Source organism: Streptomyces sp. NPDC003023, assembly GCF_042888225.1.
GTDB lineage: Bacteria > Actinomycetota > Actinomycetes > Streptomycetales > Streptomycetaceae > Streptomyces.
Genome location: NZ_JBIAPL010000001.1, coordinates 1649124 through 1674726 on the forward strand (window position 1 = coordinate 1649124; position 25603 = coordinate 1674726).

Below are 25603 nucleotides of genomic sequence, written 5' to 3' on the forward strand. Positions count from 1 at the left end.
GTGATGATCCGTCAGAAATTGATGAACATCTCGAGTTGCGGGAGGCGGGAGATCTTGGTGCGTTCACCGAAGCGTGGTCTGTACGCGGCGGTCGCCGTGCTGTGTGTGGGGCCGCTGGCCGCCGGTTGCGGCGGCGAGAGCAAGGCGGCGGAGTCGGGGGAGATCCTCCTCCAGCCGCGCGCGGCGGCGGGGCCGGGGCCCTTCACGGCGTCCACCGCCACGACCGAGGCGCCGGCCGTGCTGCCGGCCGTCGCGAGCGCGCCGAAGAGTCCTTCCGGCGGCGGGGTGACACTGCGCACCCTGTCCGGCGCGACGCCGGGCCTCTACGCGGGCGCCCAGGAGGTGGCGGCCTGTGATGTCGCGCGGCAGGCGGGTCTGCTCGCGGCGGACAAGGGGAAGGGGCGCGCGTTCGCCGAGGGGGCTGATGTCGACCGGTCCGGCGTCGCCGCCTTCCTGCGCAGCCTGACCCCGGTGGTGCTGCGCGCCGACACCCGTGTCACGGACCACGGCTTCCACGACGGGTCGGCCGTCGCCCGGCAGTCGGTGCTCCAGGCGGGGACGGCCGTGCTGGTCGACCAGTACGGCGCGCCCCGGGTGCGGTGCGTCTCCGGCGCGCCGCTGAAGGCGCCGGTGGCGGCCAGGGTCGCCACGGTCACCAAGGGCAAGCCGTGGCCCGGCTACCGGGCCGACCGGACGCTCGTCGTCAAGCCCGCAGCGCAGCCCGTGAACAACCTGCTGCTGGTGAGCCTCGTGGACAACGGGTGGATCGAGCGGCCCAGTGGCACCGAGGGGGAGGACGACGCCAGGCCGGCGTCGCTGCCGCCGGTGGACCCGGACGAGGTCTTCTCCGGCTCCGGCAACTCCGCCGCGAGCGGCTCGGTGGACTCCGCCGTGCCGGAGGGGGCGACCCCCGACGCGCAGCCCTCGCCCGTCACCCCTTCCCGGGCGCCGCTCCAGCCGGCCGCGCCGCCCGAGCCTGCCGGACCCGACCTGCCGGCCGGACCCGATCTGCCTGCCGGGCCCGATCTCCCGGCCACACCCGATCTGCCCGCCGGTCCGGACGTGGCCCCTGCCCCGCAGCCCGACCTGCCCGACGACCCTTCCCAGGGGATGCCGGACCGGTGGGAGGCGCAGCCTGCCGACCCAGGCCTCCCCGCGGGGGGCGGCGGCGCGGCAGGGCCTGCCCAGGCCGGCCACGGGCAGGCCGCCCCGGCTGCTCCGATGCCGGACGATCCCGCCGCGGCGGACGCTCCGCAACGCTGACAGCGCCCGTCGGACGGCTCGTGAAAAACGACAAATCGTGACAGAGTGGCTCCATGGTTGATCGGGCAGCGGGCGCCCTGTCGCTCCCCGACGACTGGCCGGCGCACGCGGATGTGAGCCTCGTCCTCAACCGCATGGGCACCTTCGACTGGGACCTCGGCAGCGGGCTCATGCACATGGACGGGTCCGGCCTCGATGTGTTCGACCTGCGCCCGGAGGAGTACGACGGACGACCGGAGAGCCTGGGCACCAGAGTGCCCCCCGACGAGGCCATCCGGCTCGACACCATGGTCGCCCAGGCGCTGAAGAACGGGAGCGACACCTACGGCGCCTACTTCCGCATCCGGCGCCGTGACGGGAAACTGCGCTGGACCCACACCCAGGCCTGCGTACGACGGGACGAGACCGGCAGACCCGTGCGCATCATCGGAATCGTCCGGGACGCGACCCAGGAGCTCGCCGACTCCACCGCCCATGTCGAGGTCGACACCGAGCGCCGCAGACAGACCAGCGTGGTCGAGAGCACCACCGCCGCCCTCGCCCACGCCCGCACCGTGCAGGACGTCATCGAGCTGCTCAAGAACTCCCACGGCCTGGAACACCTCGGCGCCACCAGCCTGGTCATGGGGCTCCTCGAGTCCGGCCGGATCCACCTCGTGGCGGAAGGGCCGAAGGGCTCGTTCGTGCCCGGCACCCGCTACACACGGGTCGACGAGCAGTACCCGATGAGCGAGGTGGTTCGTACGCTCACCCCCCGCTTCATCGAGTCCAAGGCCGACTTCGCCCGGTCGTACCCGATTCTGTGGCCGCACATCAGCGGACTCGGCATCTCCGCCGCCGCCTATCTGCCACTCATCGCACAGGCCCGCCCCATCGGAGCGCTCGGCCTGCTCTACCGCGACAAGACCGCCTTCACCGCGGACGAGCGCAACGTGCTGGTGGCCCTCGGCAGCAGCATCGCCCAGAGCCTCCAGCGCGCGGTGCTCTACGAACAGGAACACGACCTCGCGGAGGGTCTGCAGCAGGCCATGCTGCCGCGCCGGATCCCCGAGATCCCGGGTGCCAAGGTCGCGGTCCGGTACCGGTCCGCGCGGTTCGGCCGCGACATCGGCGGCGACTGGTACGACATCATCGAGCTGCCCGGCGGGCGGGTCGGCGCGGTCATCGGCGACGTACAGGGCCACGACACGCACGCGGCCGCCGTCATGGGGCAGCTGCGGATCGTGCTGCGTGCGTACGCAGCGGAGGGTCACACGCCGGCCACCGTGATGGCGAGGGCGTCCGTGTTCCTCCACGAGCTGGACACCGACCGCTTCGCCACCTGCACCTACGCGGAGGTGGACCTGTCGACCGGGGTGGTGCAGGTGGTCAGGGCCGGTCACGTCGACCCGCTGATCAGGGACCGGGGCGGCAGCAGCCGGAGGCCGGCGCTCCAGGGCGGACTGCCGCTGGGGCTCTCCGCCGAGTTCGGCGGGCTCGAGTATCCGGTGAACACCGTCGAACTGGACCCCGGACAGACGCTGGTGATGTACACCGACGGGCTGGTCGAACAGCCCGGTGCCGATCTCGACGACGGCATGCGGCTGCTGGCCGACCTGGTGCACGACGGCCCGCACGATCTACAGCTGCTGGCCGACCGGCTCTGCGAGGTGGCGGACGAACGCGGCGGCGACGACGACATGGCGCTCCTGCTGCTGCGGCGCGAAGGCGCCGGCACCGCCCAGGCCGGCGGCCGTCTCCAGCAGCACGTCGCCGCGGGAGACGCAGAGGCACTGCGCTCGGCCCGCCACATGGTCCGGGCGGCCGTGGGGGCGTGGGGAGCCCGGTCCCGCGCGGACGAGATCGAGCTGGCCGCCGACGAGATGATCACGAACGCGCTGATGCACACCGACGGAGGGGCGATCGTCACGGTACGGGTGCCGGCCGGCCCGGAACGACGGCTCAGGGTCGAGGTCGAGGACCGTTCCAGCGCACTGCCGCGCCGGCGCGAGGCAGGGACGACGGGCGTCTCGGGACGCGGTCTGATGCTCGTCGACCGGCTCTCGGACAGCTGGGGCGTGGAGTCGCGCGGCGGCGGCAAGTGCGTGTGGTGCGAGTTCCGTATGCCGGACCTGTCTCTGCCGTGACGGCACACCCTCCGTCCGCGGCCCCGCTCACGGCTGCTCGCCGGACCTGCTGCGCAGCCGGTCCAGGCGGCTGATGACAGGGGTGGCAAAGGCCCCGTGCAGCAAGACCGACAGCATGACGGTGAAGGCCACGACGGCCCACAGCTGCCGTGCGTGCTCGGTGAAATGACCGTGGCCGAGGGCGTAGGCGAGATAGAACAGCGAGCCGATGCCGCGGATCCCGAACAGGGAGGTGACGAGCCGCTCGCGGGTGCCGGCCGCCCGGAAGCCGAGCTGGGCGATCCACCCCGTGAGCGGCCGGACGACGAGGACGAGCACGACCGCGACCAGCGCGCCCCGCCAGGTGAGCGCGCTCAGCCCGCCGGTGGTCAGACAGCCGCCGAGGAGGAAGAGCAGAAAGGCGGTCAGCAACCGCTCGATCTGCTCGGTGAACTCGTGCAGCACCTTGTGGTAGCCGTGGCTCCGCTCCGCCGACCGGATGGCGCAGGCCGTCACGAAGACGGCGAGGAAGCCGTAGCCGTGCAGCAGCTCGGCGGTGCCGTAGGCCACGAAGGTGGCGCCCAGGGCGACGAAACCCTCCATGTGCTCGGACAGCCGCAGGGACGGGACGGGTGCGCGGAAGAACATCCGGCCGAGCAGCATGCCGACGGCCAGCCCCGTCAGCAGGCCGACGGCCGTTTTGCCGAGCAGATCGGTGAGCAGCCAGCCGCCGATCCACTCGGCGGACCAGCCGGAAGCCGCGCTGGACGCGAGGGCGAGCGCGGCGAGCACGAAGGGGAACGCCAGTCCGTCGTTGAGGCCGGCCTCGCTGGTCAGGGTGAAGCGGACCTCGTCCTCGTCCTCCTCGGCGTCGGTGGGCTCCCCGACGCGTACCTCCGCGGCGAGAACCGGGTCGGTGGGAGCGAGCACCGCCGCCAGCAGCAGGGCGAGCGCCGGCGGCCAGTCCAGCAGCAGGGCCGCCACCACCGCGACCCCGGCCACAGAAAGGGGCAGGGTGAGGCCGATCAGACGCCACGGGCCCGCCCATGACCGCACCCCGAAGGGGCGGTTGATGGCCAGGCCCGCGCCCATCAGCGACACGATCACGCAGACCTCGGTGACGTGCTCGACCCACAGCCGGTCCCGTACGGGATCCACGACCGGCACCGGAAGGGGGAGCGCCGCGACCAGAGCGCCCGCGGCGAGGAACACCATGGGCATGGACAACGGGCGCTTGAAGACCATGCGCGGCACAACGGCTGCCGCCAGTGCGCCGAATCCCAGGGCCGCGTAGACGGCGTCGGAGAACATCATCCGCACCATCGTCGTCCACGGAGCTCGCGCAGGCGCGGTGTGAGCGGCCGAATCAGGAGTCGTCCGAGGACACGTCGTCCGGTGCCGCGTCGTCCGCGACCCGCTTGAGGGTGCGCCCGGTGCGGGCGGACCGGGCCCGGCGCGGTTCGGGCGCGTCGTGCGAGGAGGCGTGCCGGTCCTGCTTCTTCACCAGCAGCCAGGTCTCGCGCTCGCCGCCCTCGCCGCCTCGGGTCCGGGTGAGCGCGTATCCGCCGTGCAGCTTTCCACCGTCGAGCCAGAACGAGGCGTGCCCCTTCTCCAGCGCCTGCGCGAACGGGATCTCGTTGCCCCGCCGGTCGGTGGCGAGGCTCCGGTAGGTGCCCTCGTCCCAGATGATCACCGTTCCCGCCCCGTACTCGCCCGCCGCGATGACGCCCTCGTAGTCCGCGTAGTCCAGCGGATGGTCCTCCGTGGGCATGGCCAGGCGCTTGACTCCCGGGTCGGCCGACGGCCCCTTGGGCACCGCCCAGCTCTTGAGGACGCCGTCCACCTCCAGACGGAAGTCGAAGTGCATGGCGCGGGCGTCGTGGATCTGCACCACGAACGAGAGAGTGCCGCGCGCGTCGGACGTGCCGCTTCCCGAAGGCTCGGTGGTCCGGTGGAAATCCCGTTTGCGGCGGTACTCCGCCAGCGTGTCGGGAGCAGGCATGCAGACCTCCCTCGGTGCGGTCCGGTGTCCGGATCGCGGGTACCCGGCCGGCGCTCCTCCAAGCCCCGCCCTTGGGCACCGGGTCCGGCGCTCCTCCAAGCCCGGCCCTCGGGCACCGGGTCCGGCGGTGCGACGGGCCGCCCGGTGCGGCAGGGTGGAGTCATGCCCGAACTGCCCGAGGTCGAAGCGCTGCGGGAGTTCCTCGACGCCCATCTGCTGGGCCGGGGGATCGCTCGCGTGCTGCCGGTGGCCATCAGCGTGCTCAAGACGTACGACCCGCCGCTCTCCGCCGTGGAGGGTACGGAGGTCACCGCCGTGGACCGGCACGGCAAGTGGCTCGACGTCACCGCGGGCGGACTCCACCTCGTGATCCACCTCGCCCGTGCGGGCTGGCTCCAGTGGAAGGACGAGGTGCCCGCCGCGCCGCCCCGGCCCGGCAAGGGCCCGCTGGCCCTGCGGACGGTGCTGGCCGGGGGAGGCGGCTTCGACCTCACGGAAGCGGGCACGGCCAAGCGCCTCGCCGTGCATCTCGTACGCGATCCGGCCGAAGTGCCCGGCGTCGCGGGGCTCGGGCCCGACCCGCTCCGTGCCGACTTCGACCGGGCGGCCTTCGCGCGGGTGCTCACGGGCGAGCGGCGGCAGATCAAGGGCGCGCTGCGCGACCAGAGCCTGATCGCGGGCATCGGCAACGCCTACAGCGACGAGATCCTGCACGCGGCTCGGATGTCGCCCTTCAAGCCCGTTCAGAACCTCGACGAGGCGGAGACCGAAGCGCTGTACGAGGCGCTGCGCTCGACGCTCGGCGACGCGGTCGAACGCTCGCGGGGCCTTGCGGCGGGACGGCTCAAGTCGGAGAAGAAGAGCGGACTGCGCGTCCACGGCCGTACCGGCGAGCTCTGCCCGGTGTGCGGCGACACCATCCGTGAAGTGGCCTTCAGCGACTCGTCGCTGCAGTACTGCCCCACGTGTCAGACCGGTGGCAAGCCGCTCGCCGACCGCAGGCTCTCCCGCCTGCTCAAATGACACCCTCGCGGGGCGCCGGGACTCAGCCGATCGACAGCAGCCGCTCGCCGCTGTCCGAACGGACCTCCCAGCGGCCGATCTCGGCAGTGTGCAGCCCGGTGCTCGCCTCGAGGTCCAGCGGGCCCTCCCCGCCGGATCCCGGCCCGAGCCCGTAACCGCTGTCGGGGACCCACCAGCTGAGCACCGGGTGCTCGGCCCCGTCCTTGCCGATCGCAATCAGCCGGCAGGTGCGGGGACCCGCGAGCCCGCTCAGCCGCATCGCGACCGCGGTGCCCCAGCCGCGGTCGTCCAGGGCGACCGACGCGGTGACCCCCGTGACCGGGTCCGACGCGACGACGCGCGGCGGCGGGGGCTGCTCCTCGCCCCGGAGCGTCACCGCCGCGGTGGGCAGCGCGACGATCAACGCGGCGGCCACCGCCACCAGCCGGAACCGCCGCCGCCGCTCCCGCCGCCGCTGCACCAGCACCGCGTCGGTCAGGCGGTCGAGCAGCTTCGGACCGGGGCGGGCGTCGATCCTGCCCGGACCGGCGAGTTCGGACAGAGCGGTCGTGACCGTGCTGAAGTCGGACAGCCCCACGGCGCACGGGACACAACCGGCGAGGTGCTCCTCGAACCGGTGGGTGTCGGCCGGTTCCAGGATGCCCAGCGCATAGGCGGCCACATCCAGGTGCGGCTGCTGCCGGCTCATGGGCGGTCCTCGTTTCCTTGAGGTGTTACGGGCGGTCACCCTGGAATACGCAGCAGGAAGGCGCTCTGCTCAACCCCTCGGCGCCCCGGACGCGATCGCAAAGCCCACCCCCGGGGTCCTCGATGTATCCGGGCGATTCGACAGCGCGGCGGACTGCCGTAGCTGTCGTCGTGCGCTCGCCGGGGACTACGGGACAGCCCCTAGACTCCGCTGCATGCTGCGCGTACTGGCCGTCGACGACGAGAAACCGGCGCTCGAGGAACTGCTCTACCTCCTGCGTGCCGACTCGCGGATCCGGAGCGCCGAGGGCGCCACGGACGCCACGGAGGCGCTCCGCCGCATCGGCCGGGCCCTGGACGCGGGGCCGGACGGCGACGAGAGCATCGACGTCGTCTTCCTGGACATCCACATGGCGGGGCTCACCGGACTGGACGTCGCCCGCCTGCTCGCCGGATTCGCCAGGCCGCCGCTGATCGTCTTCGTCACGGCGCACGAGGGTTTCGCCGTCCAGGCCTTCGATCTCAAAGCCGTGGACTACGTGCTCAAGCCGGTGCGCAGGGAGCGGCTGGCCGAGGCGGTGCGCAGGGTTCGCGACCTGGTCGTCCCGCCGGTCGACCCGCAGCGGACCGGCCTGCCGGCGCACACCCCCAGCGTGCCGAACCCCGCGCCGGCCGGGGCCGCCGAGCAGATACCGGTGGAGCTCGGCGGAGTCACCCGCTTCGTACCGGTGGACGACATCACGTACGTCGAGGCGCAGGGCGACTACGCCAGGCTCCACACCCCCTCGGGCAGCCACCTGGTCCGTATCCCGCTCTCCACGCTGGAGGAACGATGGGCCGCGCGGGGGTTCGTGCGGATCCACCGCAGCCACCTGGTGGCCCTCGGACGCATCGACGAACTGCGGCTCGACGCCGGCGCGACGACCGTACGCGTGGGCGACGCCGAACTCGCGGTCAGCCGCCGTCACGCCCGTCAGCTGCGTGACCTGCTGCTGCGGCACGCCAGACGGTAGTCACGGGCCGACCGTTCGGCGATCATCGGCGACCGTTCGTCGTAGGGAGCGGACCGCACGGCGACAGGTCACGGGAGCGGGCACCGGGGGTGGCGGCCCACGCTTAGGGTCTGTCCGGGAAGAAGGGGCCTGATGCGCGACATGGAAGCACTGCTGGACGAGCTCCGCAGCGTTCCGGCGACCCGTCCGGCCGACGCCCGTGACCTCGAGGCGCTCCTCGCCACCGTCAGAAGTGCCGCGGGCCGCTGGGCCGACGTGCTGTACGAGATCCGCGAGTCGGCGCGGGGCATCGCAGGGCCGCGCGGCGAAGCCGCCCTCGAGGTCGCCTTCCGCAGAGCCGAGGAGTCCTACGTCGAGCTGGAGATCGCGCTGAGCGACTGCACCCGCGACACCGGGCGCTGACGACCGGTGGCCTGCCGCACGGCCGCAGCGGGCCCCGCACCTCTCTACCGTCGGTGATCGTCGCTGCGTAGACTCCACCATCTCCCCGAGTTCGCCGACAGACACCGGAGCGGACGGACGAAGATGTCTGCAGAGCAAACCCCCCGCCGTGAGGTGGTCACCGGGGTGCCGCGCGGCACCCGCCGGCCGCCCGGCCACGCACCCGCACGCTCCGAGATCAGCGAGCAGACCACCCTCGGCACCGCCTACGTCCGCTCGCTGATGCGCAGCCAGCTGCGTGCCGCTCTCTACGCCCTCGGCACGCTCGCCCTGCTCGTCGGCTCGCTGCCGCTGCTGTTCGCACTGCCGGCCGCCCTCGGCGGTTCCCCCGGCTCCCCGGAGCCGTTCGTCTGGGTCGCGCTCGGCGTGGGGGTCTACCCGGTGATGTGGCTGATCGCCCGCTGGTACGTCCGCCGGGCCGAGCGCAACGAGCGCGACTTCTCCAGACTCGTCGAAGGCCGCTGACGGTGCCGCCGGGAGAAGCCACGTGAACCAGACCTACGCGGTGACCGCCGTCACCGTCGTGGTGCTCGCCACCGTGCTCGTCGGCGCCCTCGGCCTGCGCATATCCCGCACCACCTCCGACTTCTACGTAGCCTCCCGCACCGTCAAGCCCGCTCTCAACGCCGCCGCCATCAGCGGCGAGTACCTGTCGGCCGCGTCCTTCCTGGGCATCGCCGGACTCGTGCTCCTCCAGGGCCCCGACATGCTCTGGTACCCGGTCGGCTACACCGCCGGCTATCTCGTCCTCCTGGTGCTCGTCGCCGCACCGCTGCGCCGCTCAGGGGCGTACACCCTCTCCGACTTCGCGGAGGCGCGCCTCGAATCGGCCCAGGTGCGCAGACTCGCGAGCCTCTTCGTCGTCGGCATCGGCTGGCTGTACCTGCTGCCGCAGCTGCAGGGCGCGGGCCTGACCCTGCAGATCCTCACCGGCGCGCCCGACTGGCTCGGCAGCGTGGTCGTCGCCGTCGTCGTCACCGGTGCCGTCGCCGCGGGCGGCATGCGCAGCATCACCTTCGTACAGGCGTTCCAGTACTGGCTGAAACTCACCGCGCTGCTGGTGCCGGCGCTGTTCCTCGTCGCGGCGTGGTTCGGCGACGACGCACCGCGCGCCCGGTTCGACGCGCCCGCCGTCTTCCAGAAGCACACCGCGGTTCGCGTCGACGACACCGTCCGAGTCGACTTCGACGCGCCGCTGACGCTCACGGTCTCCGGCACGGTCGACGGGGTGCGGCACAACCAGCGGCCCGTGGCCCTCGACGAGGGAACGCACCGCATCGAGGCGGGCACGACCCTGCGCTTCCCCGAGGGCGCCGCCGTTCCGCAGCGGACCACGGCGGGCACCGACCCCTTGAGCTGGTCCCAGCCGCTGTCCGGCGGTCGCGACGGCTACCAGCTGTACGCGACGTACGGGCTGATCCTCGCCACGTTCCTCGGCACCATGGGCCTGCCGCACGTCGCCGTCCGCTTCTACACCAGTCCCAACGGCCGGGCGGCCCGCCGTACCACCCTGGTCGTGCTCGGCCTGATCGGCGCCTTCTACCTCCTCCCGCCCGTCTACGGTGCCCTCGGCCGGATCTACGCACCCGAACTGGCGCTCACCGGCGCCACCGACGCCGCCGTACTGGTCCTGCCGGAGCGGATCATCGGCGGGCTCGCCGGTGAACTGCTCGGCGCGCTGCTCGCCGGAGGCGCGTTCGCCGCCTTCCTGTCCACCGCCTCCGGGCTCACCATGTCCGTGGCCGGAGTGCTCACTCAGGACGTGCTGCCCTCGCGCGGTGTACGCCACTTCCGACTCGCCACCCTGCTCGCGATGACCGCGCCGCTCGCCCTGAGCATGGTGGCGACGAACGTGCCGGTGGCCGACGCGGTGGGCCTGGCCTTCGCCGTGTCCGCCTCCTCCTTCTGCCCGCTGCTGATCCTGGGCATCTGGTGGAGGGGCCTGACACCGCCCGGCGCGGCAGCCGGCCTCGTCGCGGGGGGCGGCGCCGCGCTGACCGCGGTGATGGCCACCCGCACCGGCCTGGCCCCGGACGGCTGGGGCCACACACTGATGGCCTGGCCCGCCGTCTGGTCGGTGCCGCTCGGCTTCCTGACCATGATCGGGGTGTCGCTCGCCACCCGCCGCCACATACCCGCCGGTGCCGCCGCCACCCTGGCCCGGCTGCATCTGCCGGAGGACCTGGTGGTGGGCCGGCCGCAGCACGAAGGAGCACCACGATGACCGGCACAGGGATGGCCGCGCTGGCCGCGGCGGGGCTCGTGCTGCTGGCGGTCGGCGTGGCACTCGGCCGGCTGACTGCCGGACGCGGCGGCGACCGGCCGGACCTCGATCTCGGCACGCCCGTCGAACGCGCCACGTTCCACACCCTGCACACCGCGTCCCTCGCCGCGCCCCCGCTGCGGGCGGGGCTCACGGAGGACACCGCCCGCAAGGCCGCCCGGCGGCTGCGCCCGCTGCTCGGGACGGAGGCCCTGTGCCTCACCGACCGCGAGGCCGTGCTCGCCTGGGACGGCCCGGGCGCCGACCGCCACCGGGAGCAGGTGATGGCGCTCGTGGCGGAGATGCTGGGATCCGGGCGGAGCCGCTGCGTCCACACCGAGTGCGACGATCCCGAGTGCCCGCTGCGCTGGGTCGTGATCGCTCCGCTGACCGGGGAGGAAGGCGTGCTGGGTGCGCTGGTCGCCTACGGTTCACGGGAGTCGGCGGTCCTGGTGCGGGCGGCCACGGAAGTCGCCCGCTGGGTCTCCGTACAGCTCGAACTGGCCGAGCTCGACCGGTCCCGCACCCGTCTGATCGAGGCGGAGATCCGCGCCCTGCGCGCCCAGATCTCCCCGCACTTCATCTTCAACTCGCTGGCCGCGATCGCGTCCTTCGTCCGCACCGATCCTGAGCATGCCCGCGAACTGCTGCTCGAGTTCGCCGATTTCACGCGCTACTCGTTCCGGCGGCACGGGGAGTTCACCCAGCTCGCCGACGAACTGCGGTCCATCGAGCAGTACCTGGCCCTCGCCGGCGCCCGGTTCGGCGACCGGCTCAAGGTCACGCTCCAGGTCGCTCCCGAGGTCCTGCCGGTCACCCTGCCGTTCCTGTGCCTCCAGCCCCTCGTCGAGAACGCCGTCAAGCACGGGCTCGAGGACTCCAGGAACGAGTGCCGCGTCACGATCGCCGCGCAGGACGCGGGCGCGGAGGCGATGGTGACCATCGAGGACGACGGAGTCGGCATGGACCCGGAGGTGCTGCGAGGGATTCTCGCGGGGGAGCGCTCCACGTCGTCGGGCATCGGCCTGAGCAACGTCGACGAGCGGCTGCGCCAGGTGTACGGGGACGACTACGGCCTGGTGATCGAGACGGCCGTGGGCGCCGGCATGAAGATCACCGTCCGTATCCCCAAGTACCGGGCGGGCGTGCACTCGTCGGCCGCCCCGCGCTCCTTGACCTGATCCCCGTTCCACCTCCGGGCCGGATCCCCCTTCCACCTCCGGGGGCCGTTCACCGCCCCGGACGGTTCATCGCCGAGGACGGTCACCAGAGGTGGATCGCCAGGTGTCCGAGAGGCAGGCCCAGTTCCCAGGCCGGCATCCACACCCGCGCCGCCTCGTCGGGCACGGTGCCCGCCGGCCGTGAGGGATGCCACGGCTCGAGGCCAGTGAGGTCGGCGGCGAGCACCTGCGTGTCGCGCAGCCTGCGCCAGGTGTCCGCGGCGAGCGGCAGATCGGGATCGGCCGCGCCGCGCCTCACCCGTTCCGCCCGGGCGGCGAGCTGATTCTCCACCCATCGCGGCCAGGGGTGGCCGTACGAGGTGAGGACCAGCCACTCGTCGGCACGGGCCGCCGTCGACTCCCACGAGAGGGGACCGGCGTCGTCGGACAGGTGGATGGTGAGCGCCAGCGTCTGCCGGCCGGCCCGGAACTCGAGCGAGTCGGCATCCACCAGGGCTCCGGTACGCAGTATCTCGTCGGCGGTGTACTCGGCGCAGAGCCATGCCATGGGGACGGCGAGCCCGCCTCCGCTGGCGTTGTTGGTACTTCCGGGCCGCACGGTTCCTCACCCTCTCCATGTACGACGGCGTTCCCGCCACAACCACGAGCCTCCACCGACAAACACGGAGGGAAGGGCGTCTTCGCTCAACTCGCGCGTGACGTTTCGCATACGGCCGCCCGGTGTCCGTGTCCCATGGGGGAGGCGGTCATCACCGTGGTGGCCGGGGCGGAGGTGACGCGCCTGCTGTAACCGGGCAGACAGCGGGCGAGGGCGCGCAGCGCGTAGTACGAACGGGACTTGACGGTGCCCGGCGGGATGCCGAGGGCCTGGGCGGCCTCGTTCACGCTCAGCCCGTGGAAGTAGATCTGGACGAGGACGGCGCGGTGCTCGGGGCTCAGTGACCCGACCGCCGCGCGTACGTCGAGCGCGGCGACCGCGCTCTCGGTGACGTCGGCCGGATCGGGCGTGGTGGCCAGCACCCCGTCGCCGATCTCCGTGGGCCGGGCCATTCGCGAACGCCGGGCGTCGATGGCGAGCCGGCGTCCCACGGTGAAGAGCCAGGGACGCATCGACTCGTACGGACCGTCGAACGCCTCGGGGTGCTGCCAGGCGCGCACCAGCGTCTCCTGCACCAGGTCCTCCGCGCGCTGCTGGTCCCCGTAGGTCAGCCCGAGCAGAAAGCTCAGCAGCGCCGGGCCGTGCTCGCGCTGCAGCTCCGCCATGGCCTGCTCGTCGGTCGTCGCGGTCGCTGTCGCCATTGCCTGCACCCTTCTCCGCAGAGGTCCGCTGCCACGAGGCGTATACGAACGCATCCCGGCCGACGGCGACAGACGGCGTGCCCCGGCCTGTCGGCGAACGGTCGCACCGAGCGGCGAGTGGTGCGACGAGCGGTCGGCCGGGCCGCCGGAGACCCGGAATCCGCAGGTCCGTTGCAGCGACTGCCACGGCCCCGTCGCTTGACCCGGCAGTTCTCCCCCTGTGGATTCATTCAGTCCGGTATTCCGTTAATCGCACAAATGGGAAGTTGGTCGACGATGACGCACACGCGACCCGCACCACGGACCGCGGGAGCCGTCTGCGCCCTGCTGCTCGCCGGAGCCACGGGGTGCGCCGGACAGCAGGAACCGGGGCCGCCGCCCACACCGCGGAACGCGCCACCCGGCGCCGTGGCCCCCGCCACTCCCGGCGGCGAGCCCGCACCCCGCGCCTTCACCCTCGTGGCCGGCGGCGACGTCCTGCCGCACGACTCGATCATCCGCCAGGCACGCGTGGACGCGGGCGGCGACGGCTACGACTTCCGCCCCATGCTCGCGGGCGTCCGCCCGGTCGTCTCCCGCGCGGGCATCGCCATCTGCCACATGGAGACCGTCTACGGCGAGAACGGGAACTACACCGGTTACCCCAGCTTCAAGTCGCCGCCCGAAATCGCCGGCGCCCTCGCCCACACCGGGTACGACTCGTGCTCCACCGCCTCCAACCACACGCTTGACGACGGCGACGCGGGAGTGCGGCGCACCCTCGACGCCCTCGACCGAGCGGGAGTCAAGCACGCCGGCTCCGCGCGCACCCCTGAGGAGGCGGACGAACCGGCGTGGCTGGCCGCCGGTGGCGCCAAGGTCGCCCAGCTGGCCTACACCTACGGCACCAACCGCGAGCCGTCGTCCGGCGACCGGCCCTGGGCGGTCGACCTCATCGACGAGCAGCGGATCGTCGACGACGCCCGCGCGGCCAGGAGCGCCGGTGCCGACATCGTGGTCGTCAGCCTGCACTGGGGCACCGAATGGCAGACCGAACCCGACCGCCGGCAGCTGGAACTCGGCCGCTCGCTCACCGCGTCAAGGACCGGCGACCGCCCCGACATCGACCTGATCCTCGGTACCCACGCCCACGTCCCGCAGGCGTACGAGAAGGTCAACGGCACATGGATCGTCTACGGCATGGGCGACCAGATCGCCGGTGACATGATCAACCACTGGGGCGAGCAGGACCCGCGCGGCAACCAGGGTTCCCTCGCCCGCTTCACCTTCGCACCGCCGACCGTCCCCGGCGGGCGCTGGCAGGTCACGAAGGCGGAGTACGTCCCCCAGTGGATGGACACCCGGGCCGGCCGCGTCGTCAATCTGCCGGAGGCGATGCGCCGCGAGGGCCCGCGCGCCGACTACGCCGCCGCCCAGAAGGCCGTCACCGACGCCGTCCTCAGCCGGGGCGCCGCACACGACGGTCTCACCATGGGCCGCTGAGGATCCACTACGGAACCACGGTCACCGGCCAGCGCCCGGCCTTCACCAGCCGGACCCCGACCGACCCCATGATCCGGTGTCCGGCCGACTCCGAAGCGCCCACCACCACGGCATCCGCCCTGAGCTCGTCCGCGGCGGCGACCAGCCCCGAGTAGGGGTCGCCACGGAAGGTGTGGAACTCCCAGCGGACGTCCCAGATGCCCCGCACCCGCTCCGCGGCGGCCCGTACCTCCGCGGCCAGCCCTTCGGCGATCTCCCCGGTGGTGTCGGCGACCGGTATGCCGAGGGCGGCCCCGGCGGGGATCACCGGCTGCACGTAGACGATCGCGAGCAGCGCGTTCTGCCGCCTGGCGAGACCGCTCGCGTACGCCGCCGCTCGCAGCGACGAGTCGGAGCCGTCCAGGCCGGCGACGATCACCTTCGGGCCGTCCGTGCCGCGCTCGAACCCGGGGGACGCGTGCTCTGTCACAGGAACGAGGTTATCGGCTCCCCGTCGCCGGTCCTCCGGTCCCGCCCCGCGAAGGACCGCGACACCGGCCCGGGCGCTGCTCCCATCGGGTAGTTTCCCCGGCGCAACCGGTGTTGATCAGGCGGTAACGGCCCGAGCCGTGCGAGCAGTTGCCCATGAAGAAGGATCAGTCGCTGCCCGGTCGCCGCTCGGTGTTCCGCATCGCCGCCTGCCTCGGCGCCGCCGCCGTCGGCGGCCTGCTCGTCGGCGAACGGGCCCACACCCCGGGACGTACCCCCGCCGCAGGACCGGCCCGGGGCCCGCAGGCCGCCGCCCGGCCCCAGGCCGTGTCGTCCTACCGGCTGCGGCCCATGACGGCGTTCGCGCCGCCGGTTCTGCGGCGGGCCAGGCCGCCCGTACGCAAGCGGCCCTTTCTGGAGATCCCCGGCACCGGCCGCGCCATGGTGCTCACCTTCGACGACGGTCCCGACCCCCGCTACACGCCGGACATCCTCGCCGTACTGCGCGAGTACGGGGTCCCGGCGATGTTCTTCGTCTGCGGCGAGATGGCGACCGTGAACCGGGACCTGCTGCGCGAGATGGCCGCCGACGGACACGAGGTGGGCAACCACACCTGGTCGCACCCGCTGGTCCCGAAGCTGCCGCCGTCGAAGATCCGCGATCAGCTCGGCCGCACCAGCGAGGTGATCGAGAGGGTGCTGGGCAGGGCGCCCCTGTGGTACCGCGCGCCCTACGGCGCCTGGAACAGCCACTCCTTCGAGATCGGCGCGGAGCTCGGCATGGAGCCGCTCGGATGGACGGTGGACACCCTCGACTGGACGGAGCCGGGCGCCGCGACCATCGTCCGACGGGTCATGAAGGGCGCGGCGCCCGGTGTGATCGTCCTCTCGCACGACGCGGGCGGGAACCGGTCGCAGAGCGTCGCGGCGCTGCGCAGGTACCTGCCCGAACTGCTCGACGACGGCTACCGGATCACGGTGCCGCGCCGCTGACGCCTCTTCGCCCGCCCCGTCCTCAGACGACCTTGACCATCCGGGCGAAGACGACGACGTTGCCGTCGTACCCGCCCGCCTTCGAGTAGCCGCCGCCGCAGGTGATCACCCGCAGTTCCGGCTGCCCGGTGTCGGCGTACACCCGCACGCCGGGGAAGGCGTTCTTGTCGAAGACCTCGACTCCGTACACCTCGAAGACGGCCACGCGGCCGTCGAAGCGGGGCACCTCGACGCGCTGGCCGGTCTTCACGGAGCCGAGACCGTAGAAGACGGCGGGGCCGGCCTGGTTGTCCACGTGCCCCACGATGACCGCGGTGCCCCGCTCTCCGGGGGAGATGCCGTTCTGGTACCAGCCCGCGAGGTTGGGATCCTGCGGTGCCGGGGCCGCGACCCAGCCGTCCTGGTCCAGGCCGACGTTCACGATCGGCGCGTCCACCTTGATCGCGGGGATGCGCACCCGCTCCGCCGCGGCGTAGGGCAGAGGCTCGAGCGGTACGGGGAGGAACGTCTCTCCTGCCCTCTCGTGCGACGCGGCGGCCGCGGGCTGAGGCGGTCCCAGACCCACGTCCACACCGTTCTTCACCAGAGCGATGCCGGTGAGCATCACGAGAGCCAGTACGCCCCAGGGCGAGCGCCTCCTCGACTCCCAGCCGTACTTGTCCTGGCCCATGGTTCTCCCTTCGCGCGCTTGTGGGCACGCTAAGCGGGGCACCGGGCCCCGGCGAGGGGGAAGGGGCGAACGGGTGGACGGTGCCACTCGTGATGGACCATCCGAGTATTCGCACCGGAAAAGTTTCTGACGGACCGTGACCTGCGGCTCCGTCAGATTGGGACGTCCGTCGTCGGCGTGTCGTCTCACCGGGGTGGACCAAGCCCGAAATGCGTTGAAAGGACCATCCGGTGATTGTTCGTCATGGAAGACGTACTCGTCGATTTTCCCGGAGCACGGCTTTGGGGCGTTTTCCTTCTGGAGGTTCAACGATGCGTGCCTCACGCGCTCTCGCCGCGACGGTGACCGCTTTCGCGGCCGTCGGACTCTGCGCTCCCATGGCCGCCGCCGGTGGCGGCAACGGGCCGCGGAACGTACAGGTCAGCCCGTCCTCGGTCCATCAGGGCGGCATCCTGACCATCACCGTGGACGGCTGCCACCGTGGTGGTGTGGTCAGTTCCAACGCGTTCCCGGACGCCACGCTCTCCAGTCGTGACAAGGATTCCAGGGGTGACCGGGACGACCGTGCCGCCGCCGGCGGTGACCGGGGCGACCGGGGTGACCAAGGTAATCAGGGTGACCGGGGCGACCGGGGTGACAGGGGAGACAACGCCGGCCGGGGCGGCGAGTCGGTCGCCACGGCCAGGGTCCGCAACAACGCGACCCCCGGCAACTACAGCCTGACCGTCAAGTGCAACGACAACCCGCAGACCGCCACCGCGTCGTTCCGGGTCCTGCCCGGCCGGGCCGCGCAGGGCGGTCTCGGCGGATCGATCGGCCCGACCGACGCCGAGATGGCGATCGGCGCGGGTCTGGTCGCCACGGCGGCCGTCGGCGGCAGTCTGTTCATCGCCCGCCGCCGTCGCTCGGTCGGCGGTCCGGCCTGAACCGGTTGAACCTCCCGGTACGGCCGTAACCGCGCGTCGCCCCGAGTCCTGGCCAGGACTCGGGGCGACGCGCGGTTACGGCGTTCGGCGTTCGTATGCGGAGGTGTCAGTGCCGGCGGTCAGTGGTCCGCCTGCGCACGACGAGCACGGTCGCGGTGGCGGCGGCCACGACGAGAGCGCCACCCGCGGCGATCTCCGCGGTGTTCATGCCTTCGAAGCTGCCGCCCACGCCGCCGCGCACGCCCTGGGGCGGTGCTGTGGCGGAACTCCTGGTGGAGCTGGCGGTGGGGCTGGAACTGCCGCCGGAAACGGTGAGGTCGAGGGTTCCGATCCGCCCGACGCAGTTGAACTGAACCGTGTACACGGCGCCCGGCTTGGCGTCCCAGTCGACGACGGCTGTCGCCGCGCCGTTGCGGGGGATGGACACGGTGTCGAAGACGCCGGAGGTGACGGTGGTGGAGCTGGGGCAGCCGCCCGCGGTCAGGGTGACGCGGCCGCCCGCCGCGACGGTCGAGGGCGTGACGTTGAAGTCGTACGGAGTGTTGTTGACGGCCGCTGCTGTGGGGGCCGTCAGGGCGAGCGCGGCCGCTCCGAGCAGAGCGGCCGATGCGGCACGTATCGCGCGCATGGTGGTCCTCCGGTCCCGAGGAGCAGTCGCGGAACGTTTTCCGCGGGGGTCGGAAAGTGCACCTCGATCACCGAAACGCTAAAAGCGGTGTCCGTGCCCCGCGATCGGTGTAGGGCAAACGGGTCATTCTGGCGATGCGGCCAGGTGAAACGACCGGTGGGTCGGTGTTTCAGTTGCGGTTCTGGAGGAGATCGGGTGCCGCGTCCGCGATGCGATCACGCATGGGCCGCCGCCCGAGGGCCTCCAGGGCCTCTCCGACGAGCTCGCTCAGCGGGAACGCGAGCTCGGCCTCGAAGGCGGCCGCCGCCGCGGCGGTTGCCCGCCACTCGGCGTCCAGTGTGGGCATCAGGGCCTCGGCCTTCGGCGTGAGGGAGGCGATGCGCCGGCGCCCGTCGCTGCCGGGTGCCACGGAGACGAGTCCCTCTCCGGCCAGCTTCGCGACGGTCTGGCTCGCGGCCGAGTGCGTCACGCCGGTGGCCGCGGCGAGTGCCTGGACGGAACTCGGCCCGTGAGCGGCCAGAGCGCGCAGTGCCGGGACGTAGCGGGGGCGCATGCCGTCGAGGCCCAGCTCGTCGTGGACGGCCGCGACGCCGGCGTCGAGGAGGTCCAGCAGCAGACGCAGCCGGGTGCCGAGCAGTTCGGGCCCGGGGGCGGGGGCGTCGGTGGCGGGGGTTTGGTCCGGTGGGTTCATCCGGATAATGTAACAGCGCTGTTGTAATTTCTTCGAGCAGGGAAGGGGGCGCCGGCCATGACAGGTCTGTATCCGCCGATCGAGCCGTACGCGCAGGGGAAGCTCGACGTGGGCGACGGGAATCTCGTCCACTGGGAGGTGTGCGGAAATCCGCAGGGCAAGCCCGCACTCGTCGTGCACGGCGGGCCGGGGACCGGCTGCAATCCGCGTATGCGCCGGTACTTCGACCCGCGGGCCTACCGGGTGGTGCTGTTCGACCAGCGCGGCTGCGGACGGAGCACCCCGCACGCGGCCGACCCGGCCACCACCATGCGGCACAACACCACGGGCCATCTGCTCGCCGACATGGAGCGGCTGCGCGAGCACCTCGGGATCGAACGGTGGCTGCTGTACGGCGGGTCCTGGGGCTCCACGCTGCTGCTGGCCTACGCGGAGCGCCATCCGGAACGCGTGTCCGAGATCGTCGTCAACGGAGTCACGACGACCCGGCGACGCGAGATCGACTGGCTCTACCAGGGTGTCGGCCGCTTCTTCCCCGAGCAGTGGGACCGCTTCCGGGCCGGTGTGCCCGAGGCCGAGCGGGACGGTGACCTGGTGGCCGCGTACGCGCGGCTGATGGAGAGTGCCGACAGGGCAGTGCGGGACAAGGCGGCCGACGACTGGTGCCGTTGGGAGGACGCCGTGCTGTCCCTGGAGCCGAACGGCGGCCCGGATCCGTACAGCGGCCGGCCGTCAAACGCGCGGATCGCCCTGGTGCGGACCGCGGCCCACTACTTCGCCCACGGGGCATGGCTGGAGGAGGGCGCCCTGCTGCGGGACGCGGACCGTCTGAAAGGAATTGCCGGTGTGCTCTTCCACGGCCGCCTCGATCTCAGTTCGCCGCTCGACACGGCGTGGGAACTCGGCCGCCGCTGGAGCGACGCGGAACTGGTCGTGGTGGACGACGCGGGGCACAAGGGAAGCGACGCGATGCGCACCCGGGTTATCGGCGCTCTGGAACGATTCCGGTACACGGAGTGACTGCTGCGACTGATGGGGTAGTTGAGATTCAGCCAATTCCGCAGGTGCTCCACTTGGGGGGAATTCACCTGTTGGCAACGGGATTTCAACCATTCGCGTTCGTGCGCGGAAGATTTTTCCGACGACGTTGAACACGCGCCGCCCTCCCGCCCGTACCTAGGGCCATGAAACGGCGCTCCAGGGTGCCGGAACCGGTTGGATGAACTACGGGAGTGCACATGAACACCTGGCGGAACGCCTCGCTCGCGGTGACTGCGGCGGCCGTACTCGCGCTGACGACGGCGTGCGGTCAGGAGAACGGCACCGAGACCCCCAACGGTCAGGCGGTCGGCGCGGCCAACCCCGCGCAGCCCGGCAACGGTTACGGCGCGGACGCGGGCTACGGCTCCGCCGCCGACGGCGAGGCCGCCGTCGCCGAGCCGGCCGGGCAGCTCGCGGTCTGGGAGAGCGAGGAACTGGGCAAGGTCGTCGCCGACAGCAAGGGGCTCACCCTCTACCGGTTCGACAAGGACACCGCCAACCCGCCGAAGTCGAATTGCGAAGGCGACTGCGCGAAGAAGTGGCCCGTCGTGGCCGCCGGCGGCGCGTCCGCCGCCCCGGGTGTCGACCCCTCCCTGATCGGCGAGGTCACCAGGGCGGACGGCACCAAGCAGCTCACCATCGACGGCTGGCCGATGTACCGCTACGCCAAGGACACCAAGGCCGGCGACGTCAACGGCCAGGGTGTCGGAGGTGTTTGGTACGCGGCCGCCCCCGACGGCAAGAAGGCCGCTCCCGGCACCGGCGAGGAGGCGGGCGGCGAGGCCGACGCCGAGCCCGCCGACCTCGCGGGTCTTTCCGTACGCAAGGACCCGAAGCTCGGCGAGGTCGTCGTCGACAAGAACGGCATGACCGTCTACCGGTTCATGAAGGACAGCGCCTGGCCCATGAAGACCGCCTGCACCGGCGCGTGTCTGGAGAAGTGGCCGGTCGTGGAGCCGGTCGAGAAGAACGACACCGTCGGCATCCTCAAGAAGGGCTTCGTCACCTTCGACCGCCCGGACGGGATCGTGCAGCAGACCATCGACTGCTGGCCCATCTACACCTTCAAGGGAGACAAGAAGCCCGGTGACACCAACGGGCAGGGCGTCGGGGGCACCTGGTACGCCGTCTCGCCCGAGGGAAAGCCGGTCGGGGCGCCCAAGTAGCCCCCACGCCGCGCCTCCGGCCGCGTCGGCCCGCCTCACGCCCCTCCGCGTGACGGCGGGCCCGGCGCATGTGCGGGGCGGGTGTGACAGGGGTGTGTGCCGAGGGCCAGTGACGAGCAGGTGTGACCAAGAACGGACCGCTAATTTCCGTTTGGGGTCGCCCTCTTGGCGGGCGATCAGTAGCCTCGGCTCGAACGCTGGCCGTGGACATGGCCGCACTCCCCCGTGGCGACTTGTTGGAGACATCGATGGAGCGTCCCGCCTGGGCCCCGCAGGGCATCGACATATCGGTGCCGAGCGTGTCCCGCATTTACGACTTCTACTTGGGCGGCTCGCACAATTTCGAGGTCGACAGGGCTGCCGCCCGCAAGGCCATGGAGTTCATTCCGGGACTTCCCAAGATCATGCAGGCGAACCGCGCGTTCATGCGCCGAGCGGTCAATTACGCGGTGGACGAGGGCGTCACGCAGTTCCTCGACATCGGCTCCGGCATTCCCACCTTCGGCAACGTCCACGAGGTCGCCCGCAGGGCCAGCCCCGAGGCCCGCGTCCTCTATGTGGACCACGACCCGGTGGCGGTCGCGCACAGCCGGGTCCTCCTCGACGGCGACGAACAGGCGGGCGTCGTCACCGCCGATCTCCGCAAACCACGGCAGATCCTCGACACCCCCGAGGCCGGCCTGCTCGATCTCGAGCGGCCGGTCGCGCTGCTCCTCGTGGCCGTACTGCACTTCCTCGAGGACGAGGACGACCCCTGGGCGGCCGTGGCGGAACTGCGCGACGCACTGGCCCCGGGCAGCCTGCTCCTGGTCACCCACGCCTCCTACGAAGGCGTGCCGCTCCCTGCCGAACAGGCGGCCGGAGCGGTCGGGGTGTACCGGGACATCCGGAACCCGCTGGTGATGCGCACCCGCCAGGAGATCGCGAGATTCTTCGACGGGTTCACGATGGTCGAACCCGGGCTGGTCTCCATGCCGAACTGGCGGCCGGACGGGCCGGTCGACCAGGAGGATCCCTTCGCCTTCTCCGGTTTCGCCGGAGTGGGGCGCAAAGCGTGAGGATGACGTCGGAGGCGGCCGGTCCCGAGGAGGGCCCGGATGTGCTGGAGGACCGGCTCAGGCGGTTCGCGACGATCTGGAGCCGGGCCATCTTCCCCGCCACGGCCACGTCGCTGACCAGGCCCGAGTTCGAACAGCATCTGCTGCCGCTCGCAAGGGAATTGAGCAGTGCCCTCCACGCGCGGCCGTTCACGGCCCAGGCCGCGCATCGAGTGGGGGCCGCACTGGTCGGGGTGCACTGCACCGACCCGGACGCCCTCAGCCGCTCGCTCGGCGTCGTCGACGCCTACCTCGTGCTGTACTGCGGGGACCCGGAGCAGAGCGCCGAGGAGAGCAGGGCACGCTGCGCCCGTCTGCAGCACGCGTTCGCCGCCGGTTTCGCCCAGGCGCTGCGTGAACGCACGCTGGCCGAACAGGAGTCCATCGCGCGCTCGTCACTGCTGGCCCGCAGTGAGGCGCTGCACGCCATGCACGCCACGGAGGCCCGCTTCCGCGCGGTGTTCGAAGGGGCGGTGATCGGCATCGTGATCGCCGACCTCGAGGGCAACGTGCTCGAGGTCAACGACACGCTGACCCAGATGTTCGGCGGCCTCGAGAACCACGTCCACGGCCGCAAGGTCACCGACTGGGCGCACCCGGAGGACCGGCCGCACGTCTGGGAGATGTACCGGGAGCTCGTGAAGGGGGAACGCGAGCACTACCGGACCGAGAAGCCGTTCTACCGGAACGACGGCACCGTCCTGTGGACCAATCTGACCGTCTCCCTGCTGCGCGACGCGGAAGGCGAGCCGCAGTACCAGCTGGCGCTGCTCGAGGACACCACGGAGCGCCGGCTGCTCAACCTGCGGCTGCGGTACGAGGCCACGCACGACGCACTGACCGGCCTGCCCAACCGCACCCTGTTCTTCGAACGTCTGGAGAAGGCCGTCGGCGCGTCGGGCGGCGCCCGCTTCGGGCTGTGCTACCTGGACCTCGACGGATTCAAGACCATCAACGACAGCCTGGGCCACGCCACGGGTGACCGGCTGCTGGTGGAGGTCGCCGACCGGCTGCAGAGCTGCGCCACCGCGCCGGGCGAGATGGTCGCACGGCTCGGCGGCGACGAGTTCGTCGCCCTGACCACGGGACCCGACACCCAGCACGAGGTCGACGAGCTCGCCGCGCGCATCCTGAACGCCCTGGCAGCCCCGATCCGCGTCGACGGACGGGAGTTCACGGTCCGGGGCAGCATCGGCATCGTCGAAGGGCCCGCGGGGGAGCGGACCAGCGCGGAGGTGCTGCGCAGCGCCGACATCACCATGTACCGGGCCAAGTCCGCCGGCGGTAACCGCTTCGAGCTCGCCGACCCGGAGGCGGACGCCCGTGCCATCACCCGGCACGGACTGACCAACGCGCTGCCGGCCGCCCTGGAACGCGGCGAGTTCTTCATCGAGTACCAGCCGCTGGTCCACCTCGGCGACGGCACCGTGCACGGCGCGGAGGCGCTGGTGCGATGGTGCCACCCGCAGCACGGGGTGCTCGGCCCCGACCGGTTCATACCGCTCGCGGAGCACACCGGGCTGATAGTGCCCCTGGGCCGCTGGGTTCTCGAGGAGGCGGTACGCCAGGCCCGCTTCTGGAGCAAGCGGCACACCGACGGCGGCCCGCTGCGGATCAACGTCAACCTCTCGCCCGCACAGCTCCAGCATCCGGGGCTCGTGGCCGACACCGTCGACGTGCTCGAGCGGTCGGGCCTGGATCCGGGCGCGCTCTGCCTGGAGGTCACCGAATCGGCACTGATCGGCGCCGACGAGGACCGGCTCAAGCCGCTGCGGCAGCTCGCCGAGATGGGCGTCGACATCGCGCTCGACGACTTCGGCACCGGGTACTCCAACCTGGCCAATCTGCGCAGGCTGCCGGTGAGCGTGCTCAAGCTGGATCGTTCCTTCACGCAGGGCATGCAGCGGCACCCCGCCGACCCGGTCGACCTAAAGATCGTCGAGGGGATCGTGTCGCTGGCGCACAGTCTGGAGCTGGCCGTCACGGTGGAGGGCGTGGAGACCGGAGCGCAGGCGGAGCAGTTGCGCGAGCTCGGTTGCGACACGGCTCAGGGCTGGTACTACGCCAGGCCCGGCGCCCCGGACCGGATCCAGACACTGGTGCTGGCCGACGCGGTCTGAACGGGTGGCGGTCGTCCCGCCGTCCGGGGCACGGTGGCCGTCGGCCCGGTCACCGTGCCGGTCACCGTGCCGGTCGCCTCCACGACCGCGGCCCGGACGGATCGTGGTGCGACCGGCCGGGGCCGTGCGAGTCCAGCAGCACCCGCTGGAGCTCGCGGGCGGCCCGCGGCGGTGCGACATCGCTGCGGTGTGCCAGGCCGATGGTGCGGTGCAGGCCCGGGCCCGCGAGCGGTGACACTCTCAGGTCCCTGCCCGCTCCCTCCGCCACCATGGCGGGGACGACGGCGATCCCGAGACCTGCCCGTACGAATCCGAGTACCGCGTCCATCTCGCCGCCCTCCACCGTGAACGACGGTTCGAAACCCTCGGCCCGGCAGGCGGCGACCGTCAGCTCGCGCAGGTCGTAGCCGTGCCGGAACATCACCAGCGGCTCAGCCGCCAGATCGGCGATCCGCAGCGGCGCCGGCGGGGCGGGCGCGGCGTGGGAGGAGATCACCACCAGGTCCTCCCGCAGCAGTTCGACCGTGCTGAGCGCGGGCGAGGAGGACGGCAGCGGGAGTACCACGAGCGCCAGGTCGAGACCGCCGCGCGCCAGCTCCCGCACCAGGTCGTGCGAGCCGGACTCCTCGATGAGGATCTCGATGCCCGGATGCAGATCGTGGAAGGTGCGCAGCACCTGTGGCAGCAGTCCGGTGCACAGACTCGGCGTGGCGCCGAGGCGGACCCGCCCGCGGCGCAACTGGGCCACCTCCTGGACCTCGTGGCGGGCCGTCTCGGTGTCGGCGAGGATCCGGCGGGCCAGGGGGAGGAGTGCCTCCCCGGCGTCGGTGAGGGCGATGTTGCCCCTGGCCCGGCGGAAGAGGTCGGCCCCGAGTTCCTGCTCCAGCGCCCGGATCTGCTGCGAGAGCGAGGGCTGGGAGACATGGACGAGCTCGGCGGCACGGGTGAAGTGCAAGGTCTCGGCGACCGCGGTGAAGTAGCGGAGCTGCTGCAGCTGCATGACGCCACTCTACGGTTCGATAGGCCGGCCCTATCGAGATGAGC

General features: G+C 71.9%; 25 protein-coding genes. 15 read left to right on the plus strand and 10 right to left on the minus strand.

All coding sequences use genetic code 11. From position 1 onward, the window contains the following. The first annotated feature begins 57 nt into the window (after positions 1-57). Positions 58-1263: a DUF6777 domain-containing protein gene (locus ACFYV1_RS06875; RefSeq protein WP_389394288.1), complete on the plus strand. Its 1206-nt coding sequence runs from the start codon at positions 58-60 to the stop codon at positions 1261-1263. 53 nt (positions 1264-1316) lie between these two features. After that, a complete protein-coding gene (locus ACFYV1_RS06880; RefSeq protein ID WP_389394289.1) occupies positions 1317-3389 on the plus strand; it encodes a SpoIIE family protein phosphatase in 2073 nt (690 codons plus the stop codon). Between the two features lie 27 nt (positions 3390-3416). Here the strand turns inward: ACFYV1_RS06880 and ACFYV1_RS06885 are convergent, their stop codons facing one another. Both ACFYV1_RS06885 and ACFYV1_RS06890 read right to left on the minus strand, forming a co-directional pair. Further along, positions 3417-4682 (minus strand): cation:proton antiporter, encoded by a 1266-nt coding sequence (locus ACFYV1_RS06885; protein WP_389394290.1) that lies wholly within the window; start codon positions 4680-4682, stop codon positions 3417-3419. 52 nt (positions 4683-4734) lie between these two features. Further along, positions 4735-5370 carry a DNA polymerase ligase N-terminal domain-containing protein gene (locus ACFYV1_RS06890; protein WP_389394291.1) on the minus strand — a complete coding sequence of 212 codons (636 nt, stop codon included), beginning with the start codon at positions 5368-5370 and terminating at the stop codon, positions 4735-4737. Positions 5371-5532: 162 nt separating this feature from the next. Between ACFYV1_RS06890 and ACFYV1_RS06895 the strand changes: the two genes are divergently transcribed. Further along, positions 5533-6393 carry an Fpg/Nei family DNA glycosylase gene (locus ACFYV1_RS06895; RefSeq protein ID WP_389394292.1) on the plus strand — a complete coding sequence of 287 codons (861 nt, stop codon included), beginning with the start codon at positions 5533-5535 and terminating at the stop codon, positions 6391-6393. Positions 6394-6415: 22 nt separating this feature from the next. Here the strand turns inward: ACFYV1_RS06895 and ACFYV1_RS06900 are convergent, their stop codons facing one another. After that, on the minus strand, positions 6416-7081 hold the full coding sequence (locus ACFYV1_RS06900; protein WP_389394293.1) for a zf-HC2 domain-containing protein: 666 nt from the start codon (positions 7079-7081) through the stop codon (positions 6416-6418). Between the two features lie 214 nt (positions 7082-7295). Here ACFYV1_RS06900 and ACFYV1_RS06905 point away from each other — a divergent pair, with 214 nt between their 5' ends. From ACFYV1_RS06905 to ACFYV1_RS06925, 5 genes are all read left to right on the plus strand, one after another. After that, positions 7296-8093 carry a LytR/AlgR family response regulator transcription factor gene (locus ACFYV1_RS06905; RefSeq protein ID WP_389394294.1) on the plus strand — a complete coding sequence of 266 codons (798 nt, stop codon included), beginning with the start codon at positions 7296-7298 and terminating at the stop codon, positions 8091-8093. Positions 8094-8225: 132 nt separating this feature from the next. Next, positions 8226-8495: a hypothetical protein gene (locus ACFYV1_RS06910; RefSeq protein WP_389394295.1), complete on the plus strand. Its 270-nt coding sequence runs from the start codon at positions 8226-8228 to the stop codon at positions 8493-8495. Positions 8496-8618: 123 nt separating this feature from the next. Continuing rightward, positions 8619-8999 carry a hypothetical protein gene (locus tag ACFYV1_RS06915; RefSeq protein ID WP_389394296.1) on the plus strand — a complete coding sequence of 127 codons (381 nt, stop codon included), beginning with the start codon at positions 8619-8621 and terminating at the stop codon, positions 8997-8999. A gap of 22 nt (positions 9000-9021) precedes the next feature. Continuing rightward, positions 9022-10758: a cation acetate symporter gene (locus ACFYV1_RS06920; protein WP_389394297.1), complete on the plus strand. Its 1737-nt coding sequence runs from the start codon at positions 9022-9024 to the stop codon at positions 10756-10758. Beyond that, complete coding sequence (locus ACFYV1_RS06925) at positions 10755-11978, plus strand: histidine kinase (protein WP_389394298.1); 1224 nt, start codon at positions 10755-10757, stop codon at positions 11976-11978. Before ACFYV1_RS06920 ends, ACFYV1_RS06925 begins: the two co-directional genes overlap by 4 nt. An 82-nt stretch (positions 11979-12060) precedes the next feature. On the opposite strand, the gene ACFYV1_RS06930 is transcribed toward ACFYV1_RS06925, so the two are convergent. Together ACFYV1_RS06930 and ACFYV1_RS06935 are read right to left on the minus strand one after the other, a co-directional pair. Beyond that, entirely contained in the window at positions 12061-12576 is a 516-nt protein-coding gene (locus ACFYV1_RS06930) for a hypothetical protein (protein WP_389394299.1), read from the minus strand. Between the two features lie 86 nt (positions 12577-12662). Continuing rightward, complete coding sequence (locus tag ACFYV1_RS06935) at positions 12663-13277, minus strand: sigma-70 family RNA polymerase sigma factor (protein WP_389394300.1); 615 nt, start codon at positions 13275-13277, stop codon at positions 12663-12665. A gap of 276 nt (positions 13278-13553) precedes the next feature. On the opposite strand from ACFYV1_RS06935, the gene ACFYV1_RS06940 reads away from it, so the two are divergent. Then, positions 13554-14759 (plus strand): CapA family protein, encoded by a 1206-nt coding sequence (locus tag ACFYV1_RS06940; protein WP_389394301.1) that lies wholly within the window; start codon positions 13554-13556, stop codon positions 14757-14759. Between the two features lie 7 nt (positions 14760-14766). Here ACFYV1_RS06940 and ACFYV1_RS06945 read toward each other — a convergent pair whose 3' ends face one another. Further along, positions 14767-15228 (minus strand): universal stress protein, encoded by a 462-nt coding sequence (locus ACFYV1_RS06945; protein WP_389394302.1) that lies wholly within the window; start codon positions 15226-15228, stop codon positions 14767-14769. Between the two features lie 155 nt (positions 15229-15383). Between ACFYV1_RS06945 and ACFYV1_RS06950 the strand changes: the two genes are divergently transcribed. Then, positions 15384-16220 carry a polysaccharide deacetylase family protein gene (locus ACFYV1_RS06950; RefSeq protein WP_389394303.1) on the plus strand — a complete coding sequence of 279 codons (837 nt, stop codon included), beginning with the start codon at positions 15384-15386 and terminating at the stop codon, positions 16218-16220. Positions 16221-16242: 22 nt separating this feature from the next. Here the strand turns inward: ACFYV1_RS06950 and ACFYV1_RS06955 are convergent, their stop codons facing one another. Further along, a complete protein-coding gene (locus ACFYV1_RS06955; RefSeq protein ID WP_389394304.1) occupies positions 16243-16890 on the minus strand; it encodes a class F sortase in 648 nt (215 codons plus the stop codon). Positions 16891-17201: 311 nt separating this feature from the next. Between ACFYV1_RS06955 and ACFYV1_RS06960 the strand changes: the two genes are divergently transcribed. Beyond that, the gene (locus ACFYV1_RS06960; RefSeq protein WP_389394305.1) at positions 17202-17816 is read left to right on the plus strand and encodes a hypothetical protein; all 615 of its coding nucleotides are present in this window, start codon (positions 17202-17204) and stop codon (positions 17814-17816) included. 106 nt (positions 17817-17922) lie between these two features. On the opposite strand, the gene ACFYV1_RS06965 is transcribed toward ACFYV1_RS06960, so the two are convergent. Both ACFYV1_RS06965 and ACFYV1_RS06970 read right to left on the minus strand, forming a co-directional pair. Then, positions 17923-18444, minus strand: a complete 522-nt coding sequence (locus tag ACFYV1_RS06965; protein ID WP_389394306.1) for a hypothetical protein — start codon at positions 18442-18444, stop codon at positions 17923-17925. Positions 18445-18613: 169 nt separating this feature from the next. Further along, positions 18614-19135, minus strand: a complete 522-nt coding sequence (locus tag ACFYV1_RS06970) for a MarR family winged helix-turn-helix transcriptional regulator (protein ID WP_389394307.1) — start codon at positions 19133-19135, stop codon at positions 18614-18616. A gap of 57 nt (positions 19136-19192) precedes the next feature. On the opposite strand from ACFYV1_RS06970, the gene pip reads away from it, so the two are divergent. The 4 genes from pip (at position 19193) to ACFYV1_RS06990 (ending at position 24559) form a co-directional block, all read left to right on the plus strand. After that, complete coding sequence (gene pip, locus ACFYV1_RS06975; RefSeq protein ID WP_389394308.1) at positions 19193-20155, plus strand: prolyl aminopeptidase; 963 nt, start codon at positions 19193-19195, stop codon at positions 20153-20155. Positions 20156-20373: 218 nt separating this feature from the next. Then, positions 20374-21342 carry an SCO0930 family lipoprotein gene (locus ACFYV1_RS06980; RefSeq protein ID WP_389394309.1) on the plus strand — a complete coding sequence of 323 codons (969 nt, stop codon included), beginning with the start codon at positions 20374-20376 and terminating at the stop codon, positions 21340-21342. Positions 21343-21590: 248 nt separating this feature from the next. Beyond that, on the plus strand, positions 21591-22400 hold the full coding sequence (locus ACFYV1_RS06985) for an SAM-dependent methyltransferase (protein WP_389394310.1): 810 nt from the start codon (positions 21591-21593) through the stop codon (positions 22398-22400). Positions 22401-22402: 2 nt separating this feature from the next. After that, a complete protein-coding gene (locus tag ACFYV1_RS06990; RefSeq protein ID WP_389394592.1) occupies positions 22403-24559 on the plus strand; it encodes a putative bifunctional diguanylate cyclase/phosphodiesterase in 2157 nt (718 codons plus the stop codon). A gap of 61 nt (positions 24560-24620) precedes the next feature. Here ACFYV1_RS06990 and ACFYV1_RS06995 read toward each other — a convergent pair whose 3' ends face one another. Beyond that, entirely contained in the window at positions 24621-25559 is a 939-nt protein-coding gene (locus ACFYV1_RS06995; RefSeq protein WP_389394311.1) for a LysR family transcriptional regulator, read from the minus strand. Positions 25560-25603: the final 44 nt, after the last annotated feature.